Annotated in this window: 16 protein-coding genes and 1 pseudogene; 7 read left to right on the forward strand and 10 right to left on the reverse strand. The window is 71.3% G+C overall.

The genetic code is table 11. The features are described 5' to 3' along the window. Position 1 precedes the first annotated feature (1 nt). From cysD to OIE12_RS25680, 6 genes are all read right to left on the reverse strand, one after another. Positions 2-949: a sulfate adenylyltransferase subunit CysD gene (gene cysD, locus OIE12_RS25655; protein WP_329139167.1), complete on the reverse strand. Its 948-nt coding sequence runs from the start codon at positions 947-949 to the stop codon at positions 2-4. Further along, a complete protein-coding gene (gene cysC, locus OIE12_RS25660; protein ID WP_329139169.1) occupies positions 946-1,503 on the reverse strand; it encodes an adenylyl-sulfate kinase in 558 nt (185 codons plus the stop codon). Before cysC ends, cysD begins: the two co-directional genes overlap by 4 nt. Next, positions 1,500-2,732, reverse strand: coding sequence for a glycosyltransferase family 4 protein (locus tag OIE12_RS25665; protein WP_329139172.1), 1,233 nt, complete (start codon positions 2,730-2,732; stop codon positions 1,500-1,502). The genes cysC and OIE12_RS25665 overlap by 4 nt, the downstream gene beginning before the upstream one ends. Continuing rightward, positions 2,729-3,154 (reverse strand): hypothetical protein, encoded by a 426-nt coding sequence (locus tag OIE12_RS25670; RefSeq protein ID WP_329139174.1) that lies wholly within the window; start codon positions 3,152-3,154, stop codon positions 2,729-2,731. The genes OIE12_RS25665 and OIE12_RS25670 overlap by 4 nt, the downstream gene beginning before the upstream one ends. Then, complete coding sequence (locus tag OIE12_RS25675) at positions 3,151-4,101, reverse strand: sulfotransferase family protein (RefSeq protein ID WP_329139176.1); 951 nt, start codon at positions 4,099-4,101, stop codon at positions 3,151-3,153. Before OIE12_RS25675 ends, OIE12_RS25670 begins: the two co-directional genes overlap by 4 nt. 134 nt (positions 4,102-4,235) lie before the next feature. After that, entirely contained in the window at positions 4,236-5,096 is an 861-nt protein-coding gene (locus OIE12_RS25680; RefSeq protein ID WP_443053903.1) for a PaaX family transcriptional regulator, read from the reverse strand. Positions 5,097-5,368: 272 nt separating this feature from the next. Between OIE12_RS25680 and OIE12_RS25685 the strand changes: the two genes are divergently transcribed. The 3 genes from OIE12_RS25685 to OIE12_RS25695 all read left to right on the forward strand — a co-directional run bounded on the left by OIE12_RS25685 (position 5,369) and on the right by OIE12_RS25695 (position 7,972). After that, on the forward strand, positions 5,369-5,788 hold the full coding sequence (locus tag OIE12_RS25685) for a DUF6299 family protein (RefSeq protein WP_329139178.1): 420 nt from the start codon (positions 5,369-5,371) through the stop codon (positions 5,786-5,788). A gap of 116 nt (positions 5,789-5,904) precedes the next feature. Next, entirely contained in the window at positions 5,905-6,810 is a 906-nt protein-coding gene (locus OIE12_RS25690; protein WP_329139180.1) for an aldo/keto reductase, read from the forward strand. Between the two features lie 142 nt (positions 6,811-6,952). Next, complete coding sequence (locus OIE12_RS25695) at positions 6,953-7,972, forward strand: NADPH:quinone reductase (RefSeq protein WP_329139182.1); 1,020 nt, start codon at positions 6,953-6,955, stop codon at positions 7,970-7,972. A gap of 85 nt (positions 7,973-8,057) precedes the next feature. Here the strand turns inward: OIE12_RS25695 and OIE12_RS25700 are convergent, their stop codons facing one another. The 4 genes from OIE12_RS25700 to OIE12_RS25715 form a co-directional block, all read right to left on the reverse strand. Beyond that, on the reverse strand, positions 8,058-8,735 hold the full coding sequence (locus OIE12_RS25700) for a hypothetical protein (RefSeq protein WP_329139185.1): 678 nt from the start codon (positions 8,733-8,735) through the stop codon (positions 8,058-8,060). 231 nt (positions 8,736-8,966) lie between these two features. Beyond that, a complete protein-coding gene (locus OIE12_RS25705) occupies positions 8,967-10,496 on the reverse strand; it encodes a helix-turn-helix domain-containing protein (protein WP_329139186.1) in 1,530 nt (509 codons plus the stop codon). A gap of 222 nt (positions 10,497-10,718) precedes the next feature. Continuing rightward, positions 10,719-10,922, reverse strand: a complete 204-nt coding sequence (locus OIE12_RS25710; protein ID WP_329139188.1) for a DUF4236 domain-containing protein — start codon at positions 10,920-10,922, stop codon at positions 10,719-10,721. 125 nt (positions 10,923-11,047) lie between these two features. Further along, positions 11,048-11,440: a VOC family protein gene (locus tag OIE12_RS25715; RefSeq protein WP_329139190.1), complete on the reverse strand. Its 393-nt coding sequence runs from the start codon at positions 11,438-11,440 to the stop codon at positions 11,048-11,050. A gap of 279 nt (positions 11,441-11,719) precedes the next feature. On the opposite strand from OIE12_RS25715, the gene acnA reads away from it, so the two are divergent. From acnA to OIE12_RS33525, 4 genes and pseudogenes are all read left to right on the forward strand, one after another. Continuing rightward, the gene (acnA, locus tag OIE12_RS25720; protein ID WP_329139192.1) at positions 11,720-14,434 is read left to right on the forward strand and encodes an aconitate hydratase AcnA; all 2,715 of its coding nucleotides are present in this window, start codon (positions 11,720-11,722) and stop codon (positions 14,432-14,434) included. 211 nt (positions 14,435-14,645) lie between these two features. Next, a complete protein-coding gene (locus OIE12_RS25725) occupies positions 14,646-15,842 on the forward strand; it encodes a helix-turn-helix domain-containing protein (RefSeq protein ID WP_329139194.1) in 1,197 nt (398 codons plus the stop codon). 443 nt (positions 15,843-16,285) lie between these two features. Next, positions 16,286-16,645, forward strand: coding sequence for a hypothetical protein (locus OIE12_RS25730; protein WP_329139197.1), 360 nt, complete (start codon positions 16,286-16,288; stop codon positions 16,643-16,645). A gap of 240 nt (positions 16,646-16,885) precedes the next feature. Next, positions 16,886-17,017: pseudogene (locus tag OIE12_RS33525) on the forward strand (transposase); the annotation flags it as partial. Positions 17,018-17,280: the final 263 nt, after the last annotated feature.

The raw sequence follows: 17,280 nt of genomic DNA on the forward strand, positions 1-17,280 counted from the left end.
GCTAGAAGTACCCCTCGCGCTTGCGGTCCTCCATCGCGGCTTCCGACAGTTTGTCGTCGGCGCGGGTGGCACCGCGTTCGGTGAGCCGGGAGGCGGCGATCTCGGTGATCACCTTCTCGATGGTGTCGGCGTCGGAGTCGACGGCGCCGGTGCAGGACATGTCCCCGACGGTGCGGTAGCGCACCTGCCGCTTCTCCACGTGCTCGCCGTCCTTGGGGCCGCCCCAGTCGCCGGCGGTGAGCCACATGCCGTTGCGGGCGAACACCTCGCGCTCGTGGGCGAAGTAGATCTGGGGGAGGTCGATCTGTTCGCGGGCGATGTACTGCCACACGTCGAGTTCGGTCCAGTTGGACAGGGGGAAGACGCGGACGTGTTCGCCGGGGGCGTGGCGGCCGTTGTAGAGGTTCCACAGCTCGGGGCGCTGGCGTCGGGGGTCCCACTGGGAGAACTCGTCGCGCAGGGAGAAGACCCGCTCTTTGGCGCGGGCCTTCTCCTCGTCGCGGCGTCCGCCGCCGAAGACGGCGTCGAACTTCTCGCTCTGGATCTTCTCGGTGAGCGGGATGATCTGGAGCGGGTTGCGGGTGCCGTCGGGGCGTTCTTTCAGGGCCCCCCGGTCGATGTAGTCCTGGACGGAGGCGATGTGCAGGCGCAGTCGGTGCTGTGCGACGACGCGGTCGCGGTAGGCGAGGACTTCGGGGAAGTTGTGGCCGGTGTCCACGTGCAGGAGGGAGAAGGGCACGGGGGCGGGGGTGAACGCCTTGAGTGCCAGGTGGAGCATGAGGATGGAGTCCTTGCCGCCGGAAAAGAGGATCACCGGGTTCTCGAACTCGCCCGCGACCTCGCGGAAGATGTGCACCGCCTCGGACTCCAACGCGTCCAGGTGCGAGAGCGCGAAGCCGTCCGCCGCTCCCGTACCGGACGCCGCACCGGTCGTCGTACGGACCGTCATGCGAGCCCCCTCGCCGCCAGCACCGCGTGCACGGCCGCCGCGGACTCCTCCGGCGTCTGCAGATGGGTCTCCAGCGTCACCGCGGGGTCGACCGGCGGCTCGTACGGGTCGTCCACACCGGTCAGGCCCTTGAGGTGGCCGGCGGCCTGGCGGGCGTACAGGCCCTTCACGTCCCGCTCGCTGCACACCTCCACCGGCGTCGCCACGTGCACCTCCAGGTACGCCGTGCCGCTCGCCTCGTGGCGCTTGCGCACCGCCTCGCGGCTGTCGGCGTAGGGGGCGATGACGGGGACGACGGCGAGGACGCCGTTGCGGGCCAGCACCTCGGCGACCAGGCCGATGCGCTGCACATTGGTGTTGCGGTCCTCGCGCGAGAAGCCGAGTCCGGCGGAGAGGAACCGGCGGATCTCGTCACCGTCGAGCACCTCCACCCGGTGCCCCTCGGAGCGCAGCCGGCCGGCGAGGACGCGGGCGATCGTCGTCTTGCCCGCGCTCGGCAGTCCGGTGAGCCAGACCGTGGCCCCGGGGGCCCTGGTCCTGGACGTGCTGGTCATGCGTCGAGTCCTTTCGCGGCACCGCTGCGGTGCCGTTGTTCGTGGAGGTCGGTGAAGAGGGCTTCCCAGCGCGGGTGCACGGCGTCGGGGCCGTAGCTCGCGGCCGTCAGGACCGCGGCGACACCCATGTCGGTGCGCAGCCGCTCGTCGGCCATCAGCTTGGACATGGCCCCGGCCAGCGCGTCGGGGTCCTCCGGCGGTACGAGGAGGCCGTCGACGCCGTGGGTGAGGACGTCCGCCGGGCCGGTCGGGCAGTCGAAGCTGACCACCGGCAGGGCGTGGCTCATCGCCTCGATCATCACCATCGGCAGGCCCTCGAAGCGCGAGCTGAGCACGTAGAAGGCGGCCTTGGCGAGTTCGTCGTCGAGCCGGTCGGTGTGGCCCATCAGGAACACGTGGTTGTACAGGTGGTGTTCCTCGATCAGCGCGCGCAGGTCGTCCTTCTTCTCGCCGCTGCCGTAGATCCGCAACTGCCAGTCGGGGTGCGCCCCGACGAGCTTCGCCCAGGCCGGGATCAGCATGTCGAAGCCCTTCTGCGCGAAGAGCCGGCCTGCCGCGACCGCGATCTTCGACGAGCCGGGGTCCGCGGGCACCTGGTCGAGGGAGTGGACGGCGTTCGGGATCCGGACGACGCGGGTGCCGGGCACCATCGCCTCGTACTCCCGGCGGTCCCGCTCGGTGAGGACGGCGATGGCGTCGAAGCGCGGATAGGTCTCCTTGATGCGCTTCTGGACGTCCGGCTTGTACGTGGAGTGGTTCATGTGGTCCTGGGCGACACGCACGACGTCCTCGGGCGCGAACTCGGCGGCCAGGAAGTTCAGTGCGGGCCGGGTGGTGACGAGGACGCCGCCGCTCAGGCCGCGCAGATACGCGGCGAGCCGGTCCTCCAGGTACCGGTTGAACCAGCGGTAGCCGAACTCGCCGGGCGGGACGTGCCGGGCGGGCTGTTCGAGCTGCCGCCCCCGGCGCCGGTCGCGCAGCCTGCCCAGCAGGCCGGCCGGCGCCTCGTACGCGCCCTCGCGGACGTCGACGAGGGTGGTGACGCGCACCCGCTCGTCCAGCGGGAACTGCACCTTGTCCCGGCGGCGCACGGCGCTCACCAGCTCCACGTCCCAGCCGGCGGCGACCAGCGAGTTGGCCTGGTTCATCACCGTGCGGATGGTGCCGCCGCGGCCGTACGCGTGCAGGAGCAGGTAGCGGACCTTCGGCAGCGGGCGTCGGTCCGTCATACGGCGGCCCCGTTCCCCGCGGTGCGGCACTCCAGGGAGAGGTTGTCCTTGACCGTGTAGTAGGGCCGCACGCTGAGGCCCTCGATGCGCTGTTCGGGGAACACCATGATCTTCTTCTTGCCGCGGATGTCGTCCAGTTGGCGTCCGGCCCGCAGTTCGGCCGTGCCGTCGGTGAGGTGGAGGTCCCACTCCTCGAGTGCGGCGGGGTCCTCGGTGACCAGGTCCGCTATCGGCAGTCCGGCCTCGAACCGGTCGTCGGTGAGGCGGGCCGGGTAGCGCAGCCGCTGCTCGGGGTGGGAGCGCCTGGTCACGAGGAGTTCCCAGGCGCCGGTGGTGGTGACCGTCAGACCGTGCAGCCGGCCGGTCAGCCGGACGCGCCCGTCGCGCGGCCAGACCTCCGCGATCTCGGCGTGCGGCTTCACGAGAGGTAGCCCCAGGCCTCGCACATGGGCCGCAGCACCGCCGGGATCTCGTCCTCGCGCGGCAGCGCACGCCCGGACTGCACGGAGCCGCTCCTGATCTTGTCCTTCCAGTCGCCGAGGCCCTTGACCACCTGGGAGTCGTCCTTGCGGCCGTATTCCAGCATGGCGGGGTCGAAGGCGAGGTCGAGGAAGTCGCAGAGCCGCCGCATCTCCTTCTCGGGGTCGGCGGTGATGTCCTCGTAGCGCACGAGGTGGCCCCCGGTGGTGGCCCTGCGGGCCTTCTCGACGGCCTTCATGTAGCGCAGGGCGTCCGCCGCGGCCTCGTCGTACGTCCGCTTCTCGGGGTCGCCCTCGTGCCAGGACTGGGCGATGGAGACCGGGTGGCGCAGCAGGAACACGAACCGGGCGTCCGGCCAGCAGTCGTGGATGCGCTGGTGCACGAAGGCGTTGCTCGGGGTCTTCTCGACGATGAAGTCCTTGCCGGACTTCACCAGTTCCCGGTGCATGACCCGGTCCCACAGCAGGTGTTCGAGGTCGCCCTGCTCCAGGCCGAGTTCGCTCATCGCCCGCCGGGACAGCCTGCTGCCGTAGTCGACCTCCAGGCGGCGGATGTGCAGCTCGTGCGGGGAGTGCAGCCGGGGGTGGGCGTTGAGCAGCATGCGCAGCAGGGTGGAGCCCGAGCGCACCGGGGACATGATGAAGACCGGCCGGCGCAGCAGCCGGTCGGTCGCCAGCTCCTCGGGGGACGGACATCGGTACGCCGGGGTGGGCCGCTTGGACGGTTTCGCCGCACCCGCCGTGCCCGTCGTGCCCTTCCTGGCCGGCTGGGCCGCGGAGGTGCCGGACGGCGGTCTCCGCGGCGGGGACGGGGCCGCCGCGGGAGCGCGGCGGACCTGTAGCCCCGTGGTGGCGGTGAGCGCCCGATTGAGATTGCGCATCAGACTCATGCGTCCACACCATAGGTAAGAAACCTGAGAAGACGGGTTGAGGATGCTGAGGGTTCTCTTAGCAACCTTTAATGTGGCTGAGGTCACGTCTGCATGAGTCGGTAGGGGCGCAACTTACCGCCCTTTACGCGCTTTTACCCGGTTTGGGTGACGGCCGCGAACTCCGCGCCCGCGTCGCGCAGACGTGCGTGCAGGGCGCGGAAGACCGCCGCGGAGCGCACCCCCGGCCAGCCGGCCGGGAGCAGGGCGGCGGGCAACCCCGGGTCGGCGTAGGGGAGATGACGCCAGGAGTCCAGGGCGCGCAGATAGTCGGGGTACGCCTCCTCCGGCGGGGTGTCCGACCGCGCCTCCCAGGCGCGCAGCACCGGAGCGTGCCGGGCGAGGAACGCCTCGTGCCGTTCCGCGAGCGCTGGCAGGTCCCACCAGCGCGCCACCGCCCCGGCGGTCGGCGTGAACCCCAGGTGTTCGCCGCGGAAGAGGTCCACGTACCGCTCGAGCCGCAGCCGCCCCAGCGTGTGCCGGGCCTCCTCGTACAGCCGGGCGGGGGCGATCCACACGCCGGGTGCGGCCGTGCCGAAGCCGAGCCCGGCCAGCCGGGAGCGCAGTACGTGCCGCTTCTGCCGCTCGGACTCCGGCACCGAGAACACGGCGAGCACCCAGCCCTCGTCCGCCGGGTCCGCCGCCGGGTACACCCGCCGGTCGCTGTCCTGGAGCAACTGCCGTGCCTCCGGAGAGAGTTCGTATCCGGCGGCACCGGCCGCGGTACGCGCCGGGAGCAGCAGCCCGCGCCGCTTGAGCCGGGACACCGACGACCGTACGGACGGAGCGTCGACGCCCACCGCGGCGAGCAGCCGGATCAGTTCGGCGACGGGCACGGGGCCGGGTGCGTACCGGCCGTAGGCACCGTAGAGGGTGACGATGAGGGAGCGGGGGGTGTGCGGGGAGTGCGGAGTGCGCGGGGTTTGCGGGGAGTGCGGGGCGGGCTGTTCGGACACGATGATCACTCTAGATCGTCCGCGAGGGTCAAGATCATCGGCCCGAGAGGCCGCCCGAGAGGCCGCCCGAGAGGCCGCCCGAGAGGCCGCCCGAGAGGCCGCCCGAGAGGCCGCCCGAGAGGCCGCCCGAGGAGCCGGTGCCTGGGCGGGGCCGTAAGCCCTCGCGGGCGCACGCGTGGGCCGGAAGGGTGGTGCTCCCGTCCTTGGCGTGACCCCTTTGCCGCCGGTGGAAGGTAGACGGCGACATCGCCCGCCCCAGCCAGGGAGCCGTCATGCGCCCGACCCTCCTCCCTGCGGCCCTCGCCGCCGCCCTGCTCCTCTCCGCCGCCCCGGCGGCCACCGCTCGTACCGCTCCCGCCGACGACCTCACCATCGACGCCACCGCACCCCTCGCCGCCGGTCACCCCACCCTCACCGGCACCTACCGCTGCGCCCCCGCCTCCGGCACCACGTTCCTCGCCGCCTCCCTCTCCCAGGCCGACCCCCACGTCCGCCACGGCATCGGCAGCACGGCCGCCGTCTGTGACGGCGCCCTCCACCGCTGGACCCGCACGGACACCGGCACCCGGACCTATGCCGCCGGTGCGGCCCGCGTGCAGGTGAGCCTGGTCGAGCTGAGCGCGACGGGGTTGCCGCTGCCTCGGGTGCACCGCATCGAGGAGCGGACGGTGACGCTCGTGGCGGCGCGGTGAGCGGTGGTGTCGTGAGCGGTGGCGTCGGCGGCGGTGGCGTCGTCGGCGGTGACGTCGCGGGCATGCGTGGGCTGACAGAATTTGTCATCTGTCAGTCGCTCTCCTAGGCTGCCCGCATGACAACCGACACCCCCGCGCCGGCCCCCGCCCCCACCGCGCCCTTCGCCGCCCGCACGGTCCACCGTGTGGGCTACGGCGCGCTCCAGCTCGAGCGTCTGCGGCCCCGCCGCGACGAGGCCGTCGCCCTGCTGCGGCGCGCCGTCGAGCTGGTCGTCGACCACGTGGACACCGCCGAGTTCTACGGCCACGGCTTCGCCAACGCCGTCATCCGCGAGGCGCTGCGCCCCGAGGACGACGTCCTGGTCGTCACGAAGGTCGGCGCCGCCCCCGACCCGGACGGCCCCCGGCCCCTGCGCATGGCGCAGCGCCCCGAGGAACTGCGGGCCGCCGTCGAGGCCAACCTGCGCGGCCTCGGCGTCGAGCGGCTGGCCGTCGTCAACCTGCGCCGCCCCGACACCGGGCCCGGCATGCCCGCCGAGGGCGACCAGGTGGTCGGCCTCGACGACCAGCTCGCGGAGCTGACCGCCCTGCGCGACGAGGGCAAGATCGGTGCGATCGGCCTCGGCAGCGTCACCCTCGACGGACTGCGCCGCGCCCTGCCGGCCGGCATCGTGTGCGTGCAGAACGCCTACAGCCTGCTCTCCCGCGAGGACGAGGAGATGCTGCGGCTGTGTGCGGCCGAGGGCATCGCGTGGGTCCCGTTCTTCCCGCTGGGCGGCGCCTTCTTCCCCGAGGTCCCCAAGGTCACCGAGGAGCCGGTCGTGCGCCGCGTCGCCGAGTCGCTGGGCGTCACGCCCTCCCAGGTCGGCCTCGCCTGGCTGCTGCACCACGCCCCGCACGTGCTGCTCATCCCCGGCACCGCCGACGCCGCCCATCTCCGGGCCAACATGGCGGCCGCCGACGTGAGGTTCGACGCCGGGACCCTCGCCGCCCTGGACGCCCTCGGCACCGTCGCCCCCTGACGCGCGGAAATCCCCACCGGCCGCCGCGTGTTGTCACGGGCGCCGGTACGGAACGCACGTCACGCGCCCCCCCCACGCGTCCGCCGAACCGGGCGGATGAAGGAAACACCATGATGACAACCATGAAAAGGGATGAAGAACGATGAAGGCCATCATCTACCGCGAAAACGGCGGCCCCGAGGTTCTGGAACTCGTCGAGCGCGACCTGCCCGCCCCCGCCCCCGGCGAGGTGCGCGTCCGTGTCGCCGTCTCCGGGGTCAACCCGACCGACTGGAAGAGCCGCGACGGCGCCAACGGCCCCAAGGCGTTCCCGGAGGTGACCCCCCACCTGGACGCCGGCGGCACGATCGACGCCGTGGGCGAGGGCGTGGACCCGGGCCGCGTGGGGGAGCGGGTGTGGCTTTTCATGGCCGCCGCCGGACGGCCCACCGGCACCGCCGCCGAATACACCGTCGTCCCCGCCGAACGGGCCGTCCCGCTGCCGGACGGCGCCGGCTTCGACGTCGCCGCCTCGCTCGGCGTCCCGGCCCTGACCGCGCACCGCGCGCTCACCGTCGCCGAGGGCGGTCCCGACCGGCTGCGGCCCGGCGCGCTGGACGGCAAGGTGGTGCTCGCCGCGGGCGGGGCCGGCGCGGTCGGGCACGCGGTGATCCAGCTCGCCCGGTGGGCCGGAGCCACCGTGATCAGCACGATCAGCGGCCCGGAGAAGGCCCGCCTCGCCACCGCCGCCGGCGCCCACCACGTCGTCAACTACCGCGAGGGCGACCCGGCCGCCGAGATCCGGGCGCTCGCCCCGGACGGCGTCGACATCGTCGCCGAGGTGGCACTGGGCGCCAACCTCGCCCTGGACCTGGCCGTACTGCGCACCCGCGGCACCATCGCGACGTACGCCAACGACGGCGGCAAGCCCGTCGAACTCGACGTCCGCCAGAACATGACTCTCAACACGCGCTTCCAGTTCCTGGTCCTCTACACGGTCGGCCCGGAGGCCCTCGCTGCCGGCGCCGAGGACGTCTCGGCGGCGGTCCGCGACGGCGCCCTCCCGGTAGGCGAGGCCCACGGCCTGCCCCTGCACCGCTACCCCCTCGACCGCACGGCCGACGCCCACCGCGCGGTGGCGGAGGGCGCGGTGGGCAAGGTCGTGGTGGACGTGGCGTCGTGACGCCCGCCCGGCGCTGACGCCGGCCACCGTCCCGCACGGCCGCGGCCGGAACGGACGGTGGCCGCCGGGCCGCCCGCAGGCCCGCTCAGGTGGACCAGGTCCCCGGCGGGGGCGCAGTGGCCCAGGCCGGCTCCGTCACGGCGGGCGAGCGGGCCAGGTCCTCGCAGAGCCATGTGTACTCGTCGAGCGCGGCCTGCAGGGTCAGGGACGCCTCCCGGCGGGCCACCGCCCTCGTCTCGGGGGAGGAGAGGAACATCCACCCGGTGCCCCGGGCCGCCGAGTCCACCTTCTCGCGCAGGGCGCGGTACCGGCCCGCCAACCGCGCGCCGTCGGGGTCGGCCGTACGGTCGTGCTGCTCCACGGCCTCGCCCAGACCGACGAGGTCCTTGCGCAGTGCCGCGATCGTCTCCCGCATCGATGTCAGCAGGGTGCCGGGACGGTAGTCGGCCAGGCCGGCGCCCCGGTCCAGCATGGTGTAGGGAACACCGAAATCCGAGGCCGTGTCGAGGGTCTCGTGCAGGGTGTGGGACGCCAGCCGCGTCGTGTGGTCGTAGTTGACGCGCCAGAACGCGAACAGCGCCCAGGCCATCGCCCCCAACTCCCCCGTGGTGCCACCCGCCTGGGCACCGAGGTGGAGCATCCGGACCGTGGTGTAGGACTGGCCGGGCCCCAACGGCACGTTGTGCCGCCGGGCCAGGAGGGTGGTGGGGTCGGTCTCCGCTCGTCGCGGCGTTGCCCGCGGCTCTTTGCAGTGCGAGGACATGAGGCACGGCGCCCTGGTGCGGGACGGACGAGTGCCCGACGGCGGGCCGTGCCTGGACCGCCCCGTCCCTTTCGTCCGCACGGGGTCGTTCGGCATGCATGGCGGTCTCTCCCGCGAGCGTCAGTCTTTGCCGGCCACCCTGCCGCGCCCACGATGCCGCAGACATGCTCTTACGGGCGACGACGGGGGCAGTTCCCCGTCGTCGCCAGGGCAAGCGTCTTCCGCGGGGCGTCAGATGTCCCGGAACGTCTCGATCTGCGCCCCCACCGAGTTCAGGCGCTCGGCCAGTTCCTCGTAGCCGCGGTTGATGACGTACACGTTGCGCAGGACCGACGTGCCCTCGGCGGCCATCATGGCCAGGAGGACGACGACCGCGGGGCGCAGCGCCGGCGGGCACATCATCTCGGCGGCGCGCCAGCGGGTGGGGCCCTCGACCAGGACCCGGTGCGGGTCGAGGAGTTGGAGACGGCCGCCGAGGCGGTTGAGGTCGGCCAGGTAGATGGCGCGGTTGTCGTAGACCCAGTCGTGGATCAGGGTCTTGCCCTGCGCGGTGGCCGCGATGGCCGCGAAGAACGGCACGTTGTCGATGTTCAGGCCGGGGAACGGCATCGGGTGGATCTTGTCGATCGGCGCCTCCAGCTTGGAGGGGCGCACGGTGAGGTCCACCAGGCGGGTGCGGCCGTTGTCGGCGACGTACTCCGCCGAGCGGTCGTGGTCCAGGCCCATCTCCTCCAGCACCGCGAGCTCGATCTCGAGGAACTCGATCGGGACCCGGCGCACCGTCAGCTCCGACTCCGTCACCACGGCCGCGGCGAGCAGGCTCATCGCCTCCACCGGGTCCTCGGAGGGGGAGTAGTCGACGTCGACGTCGATGTTCGGCACGCCGTGCACGGTGAGCGTGGTGGTGCCGATGCCCTCCACCTGCACGCCCAGCGCCTCCAGGAAGAAGCACAGGTCCTGGACCATGTAGTTGGAGGAGGCGTTGCGGATGACGGTGACGCCCTCGTGGCGGGCGGCGGCGAGCAGCGCGTTCTCGGTGACGGTGTCGCCGCGCTCGGTCAGCACGATCGGCCGGCCGGGCGTGGCCGTGCGGTCCACCTGGGCGTGGTAGAGGCCCTCGGTCGCGGTGATGTCCAGGCCGAACCGGCGCAGCGCGATCATGTGCGGTTCGACGGTGCGGGTGCCGAGGTCGCAGCCGCCGGCGTACGGCAGCTTGAAGTGCTCCATGCGGTGCAGCAGCGGGCCGAGGAACATGATGATGGACCGGGTGCGGCGGGCCGCGTCCGCGTCGATCGCCGCCATCTCCAGCACCGCCGGGGGCACGATCTCCAGGTCGACGCCGTCGTTGATCCAGCGGGTGCGGACGCCGATCGAGTTCAGCACCTCCAGGAGGCGGTAGACCTCCTCGATGCGGGCGACCCGGCGCAGCACCGTGCGCCCCTTGTTGAGCAGCGAGGCGCACAGCAGCGCCACGCACGCGTTCTTGCTGGTCTTGACGTCGATGGAGCCGGAGAGCCGGCGTCCGCCGACCACCCGCAGATGCATCGGGCCCGCGTAGCCCAGCGAGACGATCTCGCTGTCCAGGGCCTCGCCGATCCGCGCGATCATCTCAAGGCTGATGTTCTGGTTGCCGCGTTCAATGCGGTTCACGGCGCTCTGACTGGTACCGAGGGCTTCGGCGAGCTGTGACTGTGTCCAGCCGCGGTGCTGACGTGCGTCACGGATGAGCTTGCCGATGCGTACGAGGTAGTCGTCTGACATGAGGTGAGACTATCTCAGATATGAGATGTGTGGCGCGCGGGGGTGGGTGGAACGGGTGACGCGCCGCCGATGCCCGCCGTACGCCCTCCGCGGACGGCGTACGGCTGCATCGATGCCACCCGGGGCGCGCCGCCTAACGGCATGTCCGACGCCTCGCCCGAACGGTGGGGCGCACCGCCGTCCGGAAACGGCGCGCCCCACCGTGCTCTGGGTGTGCGCCCCTCAGTCGTGCCGGCCGCGGGCGCTGTGCGTGCGGCGCCAGCCGAAGGGGCCCGGCAGGTCCATGGACGTCGTGCGGCGGCCGGTGCTGCTGTGCGTGTGGCGCGGCCCGTTCTTGCCGCCGGTCGTGATGGACCAGGACTTCTTGTTGATGTTCAGGCGGACCCCGGGCAGGATCCGGAAGCTCTTGCGGAACGTGAGCGGCATCTGGGCCTCCTCGGGTCGGCGTCGCTCCTTCCGGTTCCTTCCGGTTACCCGTCATCCGGCCGCGCACGCCCGGGGCGGCCTTCAACCCCCCGCGGAAAACGGGGAGATGGCGCCGGCCCGCCGGACTAGCCCGGCTCCGTCACCAGCTGGATCAGATTGCCGCACGTGTCGTCGAGGACGGCGACGGTGACCGGGCCCGCCTCCACCGGCTCCTGGGTGAAGCGGACGCCGAGGCCGCGCAGCCGCGCGTACTCCGCCCGTACGTCGGCGACGGCGAACTGGGCCAGCGGGATCCCCTCCGCCACGAGCGCCTCGCGGTAGGCCCGGGCGGCCGGATGGCCGGCGGGTTCCAGCAGGAGTTCGGGACCGTCCGGGTCGTCGGGCGAGACGACGGTCAGCCACCGGTCCCTCCCGCCCACCGGGACGTCGTGCTTCTTCACGAAGCCGAGGACGTCCGTGTAGAAGCGCTCGGCCACGGCCTGGTCGTCGACGTACACGCTGGTCAGGCGAATCTTCATGCGGGGCTCTCCTCCGGCCCGCACACGCGTGCGGACCCCGTCGCGGGCGGTCGTGCACAGTCTCCCGCCGGTGGCGGGGGACCGCCCGCGCATGACCGGGCGGCCCTCATGTACTAGAGTTATCTCGACATCGAGATATCTGCCGAGGCGCACCGCAGCCGCACGCCGCCGTCGGTCCGGTGGTAAGGGTTACCTAACTAAGCCTTACCTTAGCGGATCGGTGGTGACGTCGAAACGGCAGGATGCGGTGGAACGCGCACAGAAATGAAGGAGACCGTCGTGTCGGCGAACAGCTTCGACGCCCGCAGCACGCTGCAGGTGGGCGACGAGTCGTACGAGATCTTCCGCCTGGACAAGGTGGAGGGCTCGGCCCGGCTCCCCTACAGCCTCAAGGTCCTGCTGGAGAACCTGCTCCGCACCGAGGACGGCGCGAACATCACCGCCGACCACATCCGTGCCCTCGGCGGCTGGGACTCGCAGGCACAGCCGTCGCAGGAGATCCAGTTCACCCCGGCCCGCGTGATCATGCAGGACTTCACCGGTGTGCCCTGTGTCGTCGACCTCGCCACCATGCGCGAGGCCGTCAAGGAGCTCGGCGGCGACGCGGCGAAGATCAACCCGCTGGCCCCGGCCGAGCTGGTCATCGACCACTCCGTCATCGCCGACAAGTTCGGCACCAACGACGCCTTCGCCCAGAACGTCGAGCTGGAGTACGGCCGCAACCGCGAGCGCTACCAGTTCCTGCGCTGGGGCCAGACCGCGTTCGACGAGTTCAAGGTCGTCCCGCCGGGCACCGGCATCGTCCACCAGGTGAACATCGAGCACCTGGCCCGCACCGTCATGGTGCGGGGCGGCCAGGCGTACCCCGACACCCTGGTCGGCACCGACTCGCACACCACCATGGTCAACGGCCTCGGCGTCCTCGGCTGGGGCGTCGGCGGCATCGAGGCCGAGGCCGCGATGCTCGGCCAGCCGGTCTCCATGCTGATCCCGCGCGTCGTCGGCTTCAAGCTGACCGGCGAGCTGCCCACCGGCACCACCGCCACCGACCTGGTGCTGACCATCACCGAGATGCTCCGCAAGCACGGCGTGGTCGGCAAGTTCGTCGAGTTCTACGGCGAGGGCGTGGGCGCCACCAGCCTCGCCAACCGCGCCACCATCGGCAACATGTCGCCGGAGTTCGGCTCCACCGCCGCGATCTTCCCGATCGACGCCGAGACCCTCAACTACCTGAAGCTCACCGGCCGTTCCGAGCAGCAGCTCGCGCTCGTCGAGGCCTACGCCAAGGAGCAGGGCCTCTGGCTGGACCCCAAGGCCGAGCCGGACTACTCCGAGAAGCTCGAGCTGGACCTGTCCACCGTCGTGCCGTCCATCGCCGGCCCGAAGCGCCCGCAGGACCGCATCGTCCTGGCGAACGCCGCCGAGCAGTTCAAGCAGGACGTGCGCAACTACGTCGACAGCGTGGACGAGGCGGGCAAGGAGTCCTTCCCGGCCTCCGACGCCCCCGCCGCCGCCGACGGCGTGCCGGCCAACCCGGTCCCGGTCACCGCCCCCGACGGCACCACCTACGAGCTGGACCACGGCGCGGTGACGGTCGCGGCCATCACCTCCTGCACCAACACCTCCAACCCGTACGTCATGGTCGCCGCCGCGCTGGTGGCCAAGAAGGCGGTGGAGAAGGGCCTGACCCGCAAGCCGTGGGTCAAGACCACGCTCGCCCCGGGCTCCAAGGTAGTCACCGACTACTTCGACAAGGCGGGCCTGACCCCCTACCTCGACAAGGTCGGCTTCAACCTGGTCGGTTACGGCTGCACCACCTGCATCGGCAACTCCGGCCCGCTGCCGGACGAGGTCTCCAAGGCGGTCAACGACCACGACCTCGCCGTCACCTCTGTCCTCTCCGGCAACCGGAACTTCGAGGGCCGCATCAACCCCGACGTCAAGATGAACTACCTCGCCTCCCCGCCGCTGGTCGTCGCGTACGCGATCGCCGGCTCGATGAAGGTGGACATCACCAAGGACGCCCTCGGCGCCGACCAGGACGGCAACCCCGTTTACCTCAAGGACATCTGGCCCTCCGAGGCCGAGGTCAACGACGTCGTGGCGAACGCCATCGGCGAGGACATGTTCAACAAGTCCTACTCCGACGTCTTCGCGGGCGACGCCCAGTGGCAGGCGCTGCCGATCCCCACGGGCGACACCTTCGAGTGGGACGCCGAGTCCACCTACGTCCGCAAGCCCCCGTACTTCGAGGGCATGGGCATGGAGCCGGCCCCGGTCGAGGACATCTCCGGCGCCCGCGTGCTGGCCAAGCTGGGCGACTCGGTCACCACCGACCACATCTCCCCGGCCGGTGCCATCAAGGCCGACACCCCGGCCGGCACGTACCTCACGGAGCACGGCATCCAGCGCCGTGACTTCAACAGCTACGGCTCGCGCCGCGGCAACCACGAGGTCATGATCCGCGGCACGTTCGCCAACATCCGCCTGCGCAACCAGATCGCGCCGGGCACCGAGGGCGGCTACACCCGCGACTTCACCCAGGACGGCGGTCCGGTGTCGTTCATCTACGACGCCTCGCAGAACTACCAGGCGGCCGGTGTGCCGCTGGTCGTCCTGGCCGGCAAGGAGTACGGCTCCGGCTCGTCCCGCGACTGGGCCGCCAAGGGCACCGCGCTCCTCGGCGTCAAGGCCGTCGTCGCCGAGTCCTACGAGCGCATCCACCGCTCGAACCTCATCGGCATGGGCGTGCTGCCGCTCCAGTTCCCCGAGGGCCAGACGGCGGCCTCCCTCGGCCTGACCGGCGAGGAGACCTTCTCCATCTCCGGCGTCACCGCGCTCAACGAGGGCACCACCCCGCGCACGGTGAAGGTCACCACCGACACCGGCGTGGAGTTCGACGCGGTCGTCCGCATCGACACCCCCGGCGAGGCGGACTACTACCGCAACGGCGGCATCCTGCAGTACGTGCTGCGCAGCCTGATCCGCAAGTAGGCGCTGCCGCACGGCGGTTGAGGGCCGCATCCCCGGAGACGGGGGTGCGGCCCTCGTCTTGTGCGACGACGCCGCGGGCGCGCTGGAGTGTGGCCGAGGGCTCGGGCCGACGGATGCGGGGCAGGTGGGGGACCGGGTGATCGTTGTTCGGCTGAACCCGGGCGACGCAAACGGGGTACCGTCTCAGTGTTCCCGCAGAACGGAGTCCGCCGTGTCGCAGAGCACCGAGGAGCACACCGGCGCCCGGATCGCCCATATCAGGAAGCAGCGCGGCCTCACCCAGCAGGGGCTGGCGATGCGGGCACATGTATCGAAGTCTCTGTTGTCGAAGGTGGAATGCGGGCAGAAGCCTGCCTCCCCCGCTCTTGTCGCGGCCTGTGCCCGCGCGCTGGGCGCTTCCACGTCCGAGTTGTTGGGGCAGCCATACGCCGAGGAGCTGCGCCGGGACCGGATGGACGCGCTGATCCAGCCGATCCGTGAGGGTCTGGAGAACTGGGACATCGCTCTCGACTGGGAGACGGGGCCCCGTCCGGCTGCCTTGATCCGGGCTGACGTGCAGCGCGCCCTGGTACAGCGCCGTCAGGCGCAGTACACGGACATGGTGCGCGATTTGCCGGCACTGATCGAGGAGTCGGTGCATGCCGTGCACGCCGCTACCGGGGAAGAGCAGCGGCTGGCTTACGAGTGTCTGGCGGGGACGTTCCGGTGTGTGTTCACCGTGGCGTGGAACTTCGGCTACATCGATCTGGCAACCGTCGCGCTGGACCGTCTGGCGTGGACGGCCCCGCAGGCCGACGAGCCGGCCCTGGCCGCCATGCACGCCTACCTGCGTGCGCAGACCACGATGTCGTCCGGCCGCTATGACGTGGGTCTCCGGGTGATCGACAGGGCCCTGCGCGACCTCGCCGGAGAGGACGGGCGCCGCCCGGCAGGCGCCCAGGCCGTGCGGGGCGTGATGCAGTTGCGGGCCGCGGTGATCGCGGGCCGCATGAAGGACCGGGATCACGCGGACGCGCGTCTGGCCGAAGCCCGCGCCCTCGCCCGGGTCACGGGTGAACTACCCGACTTCGGCGTCACCTGGGGGCCGACCAATGTCGGTGTGCACGCCGTCGCCATTGCCGCCGAGATGGACGACTTCGGGCGCGCGATCGAACTTGCCGCGGATGTACGCGTTCCGCGCGGCTGGACCCGTTCCCGGGCCGGGCACCACTGGATGGACCTCGGCCGGGCCCATGCCTGGTCCAGCAACCCGGAGCAGGCGCTGGACTGCCTGCACCGGGCCCGGCGTATCGCCCCGCAGCAGACCCGCTACCACCCGACCGTCCGAGAGACGGTGCTCGCCCTGAGACGGCAGGAGCAGACGCGCAGCCATGCGCTGGCGCAGTATGCGGAGTGGGTCGGGATATAGCAGATCCCGGACAAGGGAGGTTGCACTTCTTGGTGCAATCGCCGTGCATCGCCGGTCGGCAGGCTGACGTCTCGTCAGAACCCCCGCGACCGGGCAAACGGTCCGGGGGCATGGCCAACGCTGACAAGGAGCGTCGACGTGCCGCACTGTATCGTCCGCATTTTCGAGCCGTTGCTGCGGCTGCTGTTGCCCGCGCCGGGCCGCCATCGCAGCTCCGATCAGCCGTCCGCCGGCCTCTGTGCGGAGGCCCCGACCGCGTGTCCGTCCCGCGCATCGGCTCTCCCCGTACTGCGAGGCGAGGAAAACGGGCTGGTCCGCCCATACCTGGTCGAGCACGAGCGCCGGGAGCAACAGCACCGACGGGCACGGCGACGCGTGACGCGGCCGGCCGTGCACGGCATCGGCATCGACGCCCGCCTGGTCGGCGGAGCGGAGGTACGGGCATGGTGAGCCCGGCGGGACAACTGCGTCTGCTGCCCTGGGCCGGGCCGGAGGGCAAGCCGTGCTATCTCGCGGGCGAGGGGACTGGATACCTGTCCCGGCTCGCGGACAACATGGAGTCCGCCCAGATCGGTCTGGCCGACGAACTCATCCAGGAAGCCGGCCGGGTTCTGGACAAGCGCCAGTGGACGCAAGGTGAACTGCACCTGCTGACGGTCCAACTCACCGAGGCGCTGACCCATGTGCACCGGATCGCGGTGAGCCGTGGCGAGCGCCTGCCTTCACCGGCTTACGAAGACCTCGACGCCATCGACGACGAGGACGACGAACCGGACGCCTCGCAACCGACTCAGCGCGCCTGACCCGGCCACCGCCGTACGCGTTTCCGTTCCCGCCGGGCAACTGTCGCGCCCTGGCCGGAGCGGATCACACCCTATGAGCTCGTAACACGATTTTGTTGAAGTGGCCCGGTAGGCCGTGACTGATGTGAGGAGCCAGCCGTTCGGGAGTGGGGCGAGTACTTGGCCGTGGATCGTGGACGATGACCTGTGGGCGATGATTGAGCCACTCCTGCCGCCCGTTCTGAGCGGGCTCCGAGCCCGAGCCCGGTGCCGGACCGGCTGTGCCTGCTAGGCATCCTGTACGTGCTGCACAACAACATCTCCTGGCAACTATTGCCCCCGGAGCCGGGCTTCGGCTCCGGCCAGACCTGCTGGCGGCGCCTCGAGCGATGACAGCAGGCCGGAGCCCTCGACCAACTGCACCAGATCCGCTTGCCAAGCTGAATGCGGCCGATGAGCTGGGCTGGTCCAGGGTATGCGTCGACGGTTCCCACGTCTGCGCCAAGAGAGGGAAGCCGGCACCGGTCGACCGGCGGAAGACGGGCAGCGAACACCATCTGATTTGTGACGGATGTGGCGCCTCGTTCGGGGCCATCACCGCAGCGGGCGGCGTCAACGACATCACCCAGACCCTCGCCCTGGTCGACGGCATCCCA

The organism is Streptomyces sp. NBC_00670, from assembly GCF_036226765.1.
Lineage (GTDB): Bacteria > Actinomycetota > Actinomycetes > Streptomycetales > Streptomycetaceae > Streptomyces.

Coding starts and splice junctions, on each gene's coding strand:
- cysD (WP_329139167.1), bottom strand. CDS start 949: ATGACGGTCCGTACGACGACCGGTGCGGCGTCCGGTACGGGAGCGGCG.
- cysC (WP_329139169.1), bottom strand. CDS start 1,503: ATGACCAGCACGTCCAGGACCAGGGCCCCCGGGGCCACGGTCTGGCTC.
- OIE12_RS25665 (WP_329139172.1), bottom strand. CDS start 2,732: ATGACGGACCGACGCCCGCTGCCGAAGGTCCGCTACCTGCTCCTGCAC.
- OIE12_RS25675 (WP_329139176.1), bottom strand. CDS start 4,101: ATGAGTCTGATGCGCAATCTCAATCGGGCGCTCACCGCCACCACGGGG.
- OIE12_RS25685 (WP_329139178.1), top strand. CDS start 5,369: ATGCGCCCGACCCTCCTCCCTGCGGCCCTCGCCGCCGCCCTGCTCCTC.
- OIE12_RS25690 (WP_329139180.1), top strand. CDS start 5,905: ATGACAACCGACACCCCCGCGCCGGCCCCCGCCCCCACCGCGCCCTTC.
- OIE12_RS25695 (WP_329139182.1), top strand. CDS start 6,953: ATGAAGGCCATCATCTACCGCGAAAACGGCGGCCCCGAGGTTCTGGAA.
- OIE12_RS25700 (WP_329139185.1), bottom strand. CDS start 8,735: ATGTCCTCGCACTGCAAAGAGCCGCGGGCAACGCCGCGACGAGCGGAG.
- OIE12_RS25705 (WP_329139186.1), bottom strand. CDS start 10,496: ATGTCAGACGACTACCTCGTACGCATCGGCAAGCTCATCCGTGACGCA.
- OIE12_RS25710 (WP_329139188.1), bottom strand. CDS start 10,922: ATGCCGCTCACGTTCCGCAAGAGCTTCCGGATCCTGCCCGGGGTCCGC.
- OIE12_RS25715 (WP_329139190.1), bottom strand. CDS start 11,440: ATGAAGATTCGCCTGACCAGCGTGTACGTCGACGACCAGGCCGTGGCC.
- OIE12_RS25730 (WP_329139197.1), top strand. CDS start 16,286: ATGGTGAGCCCGGCGGGACAACTGCGTCTGCTGCCCTGGGCCGGGCCG.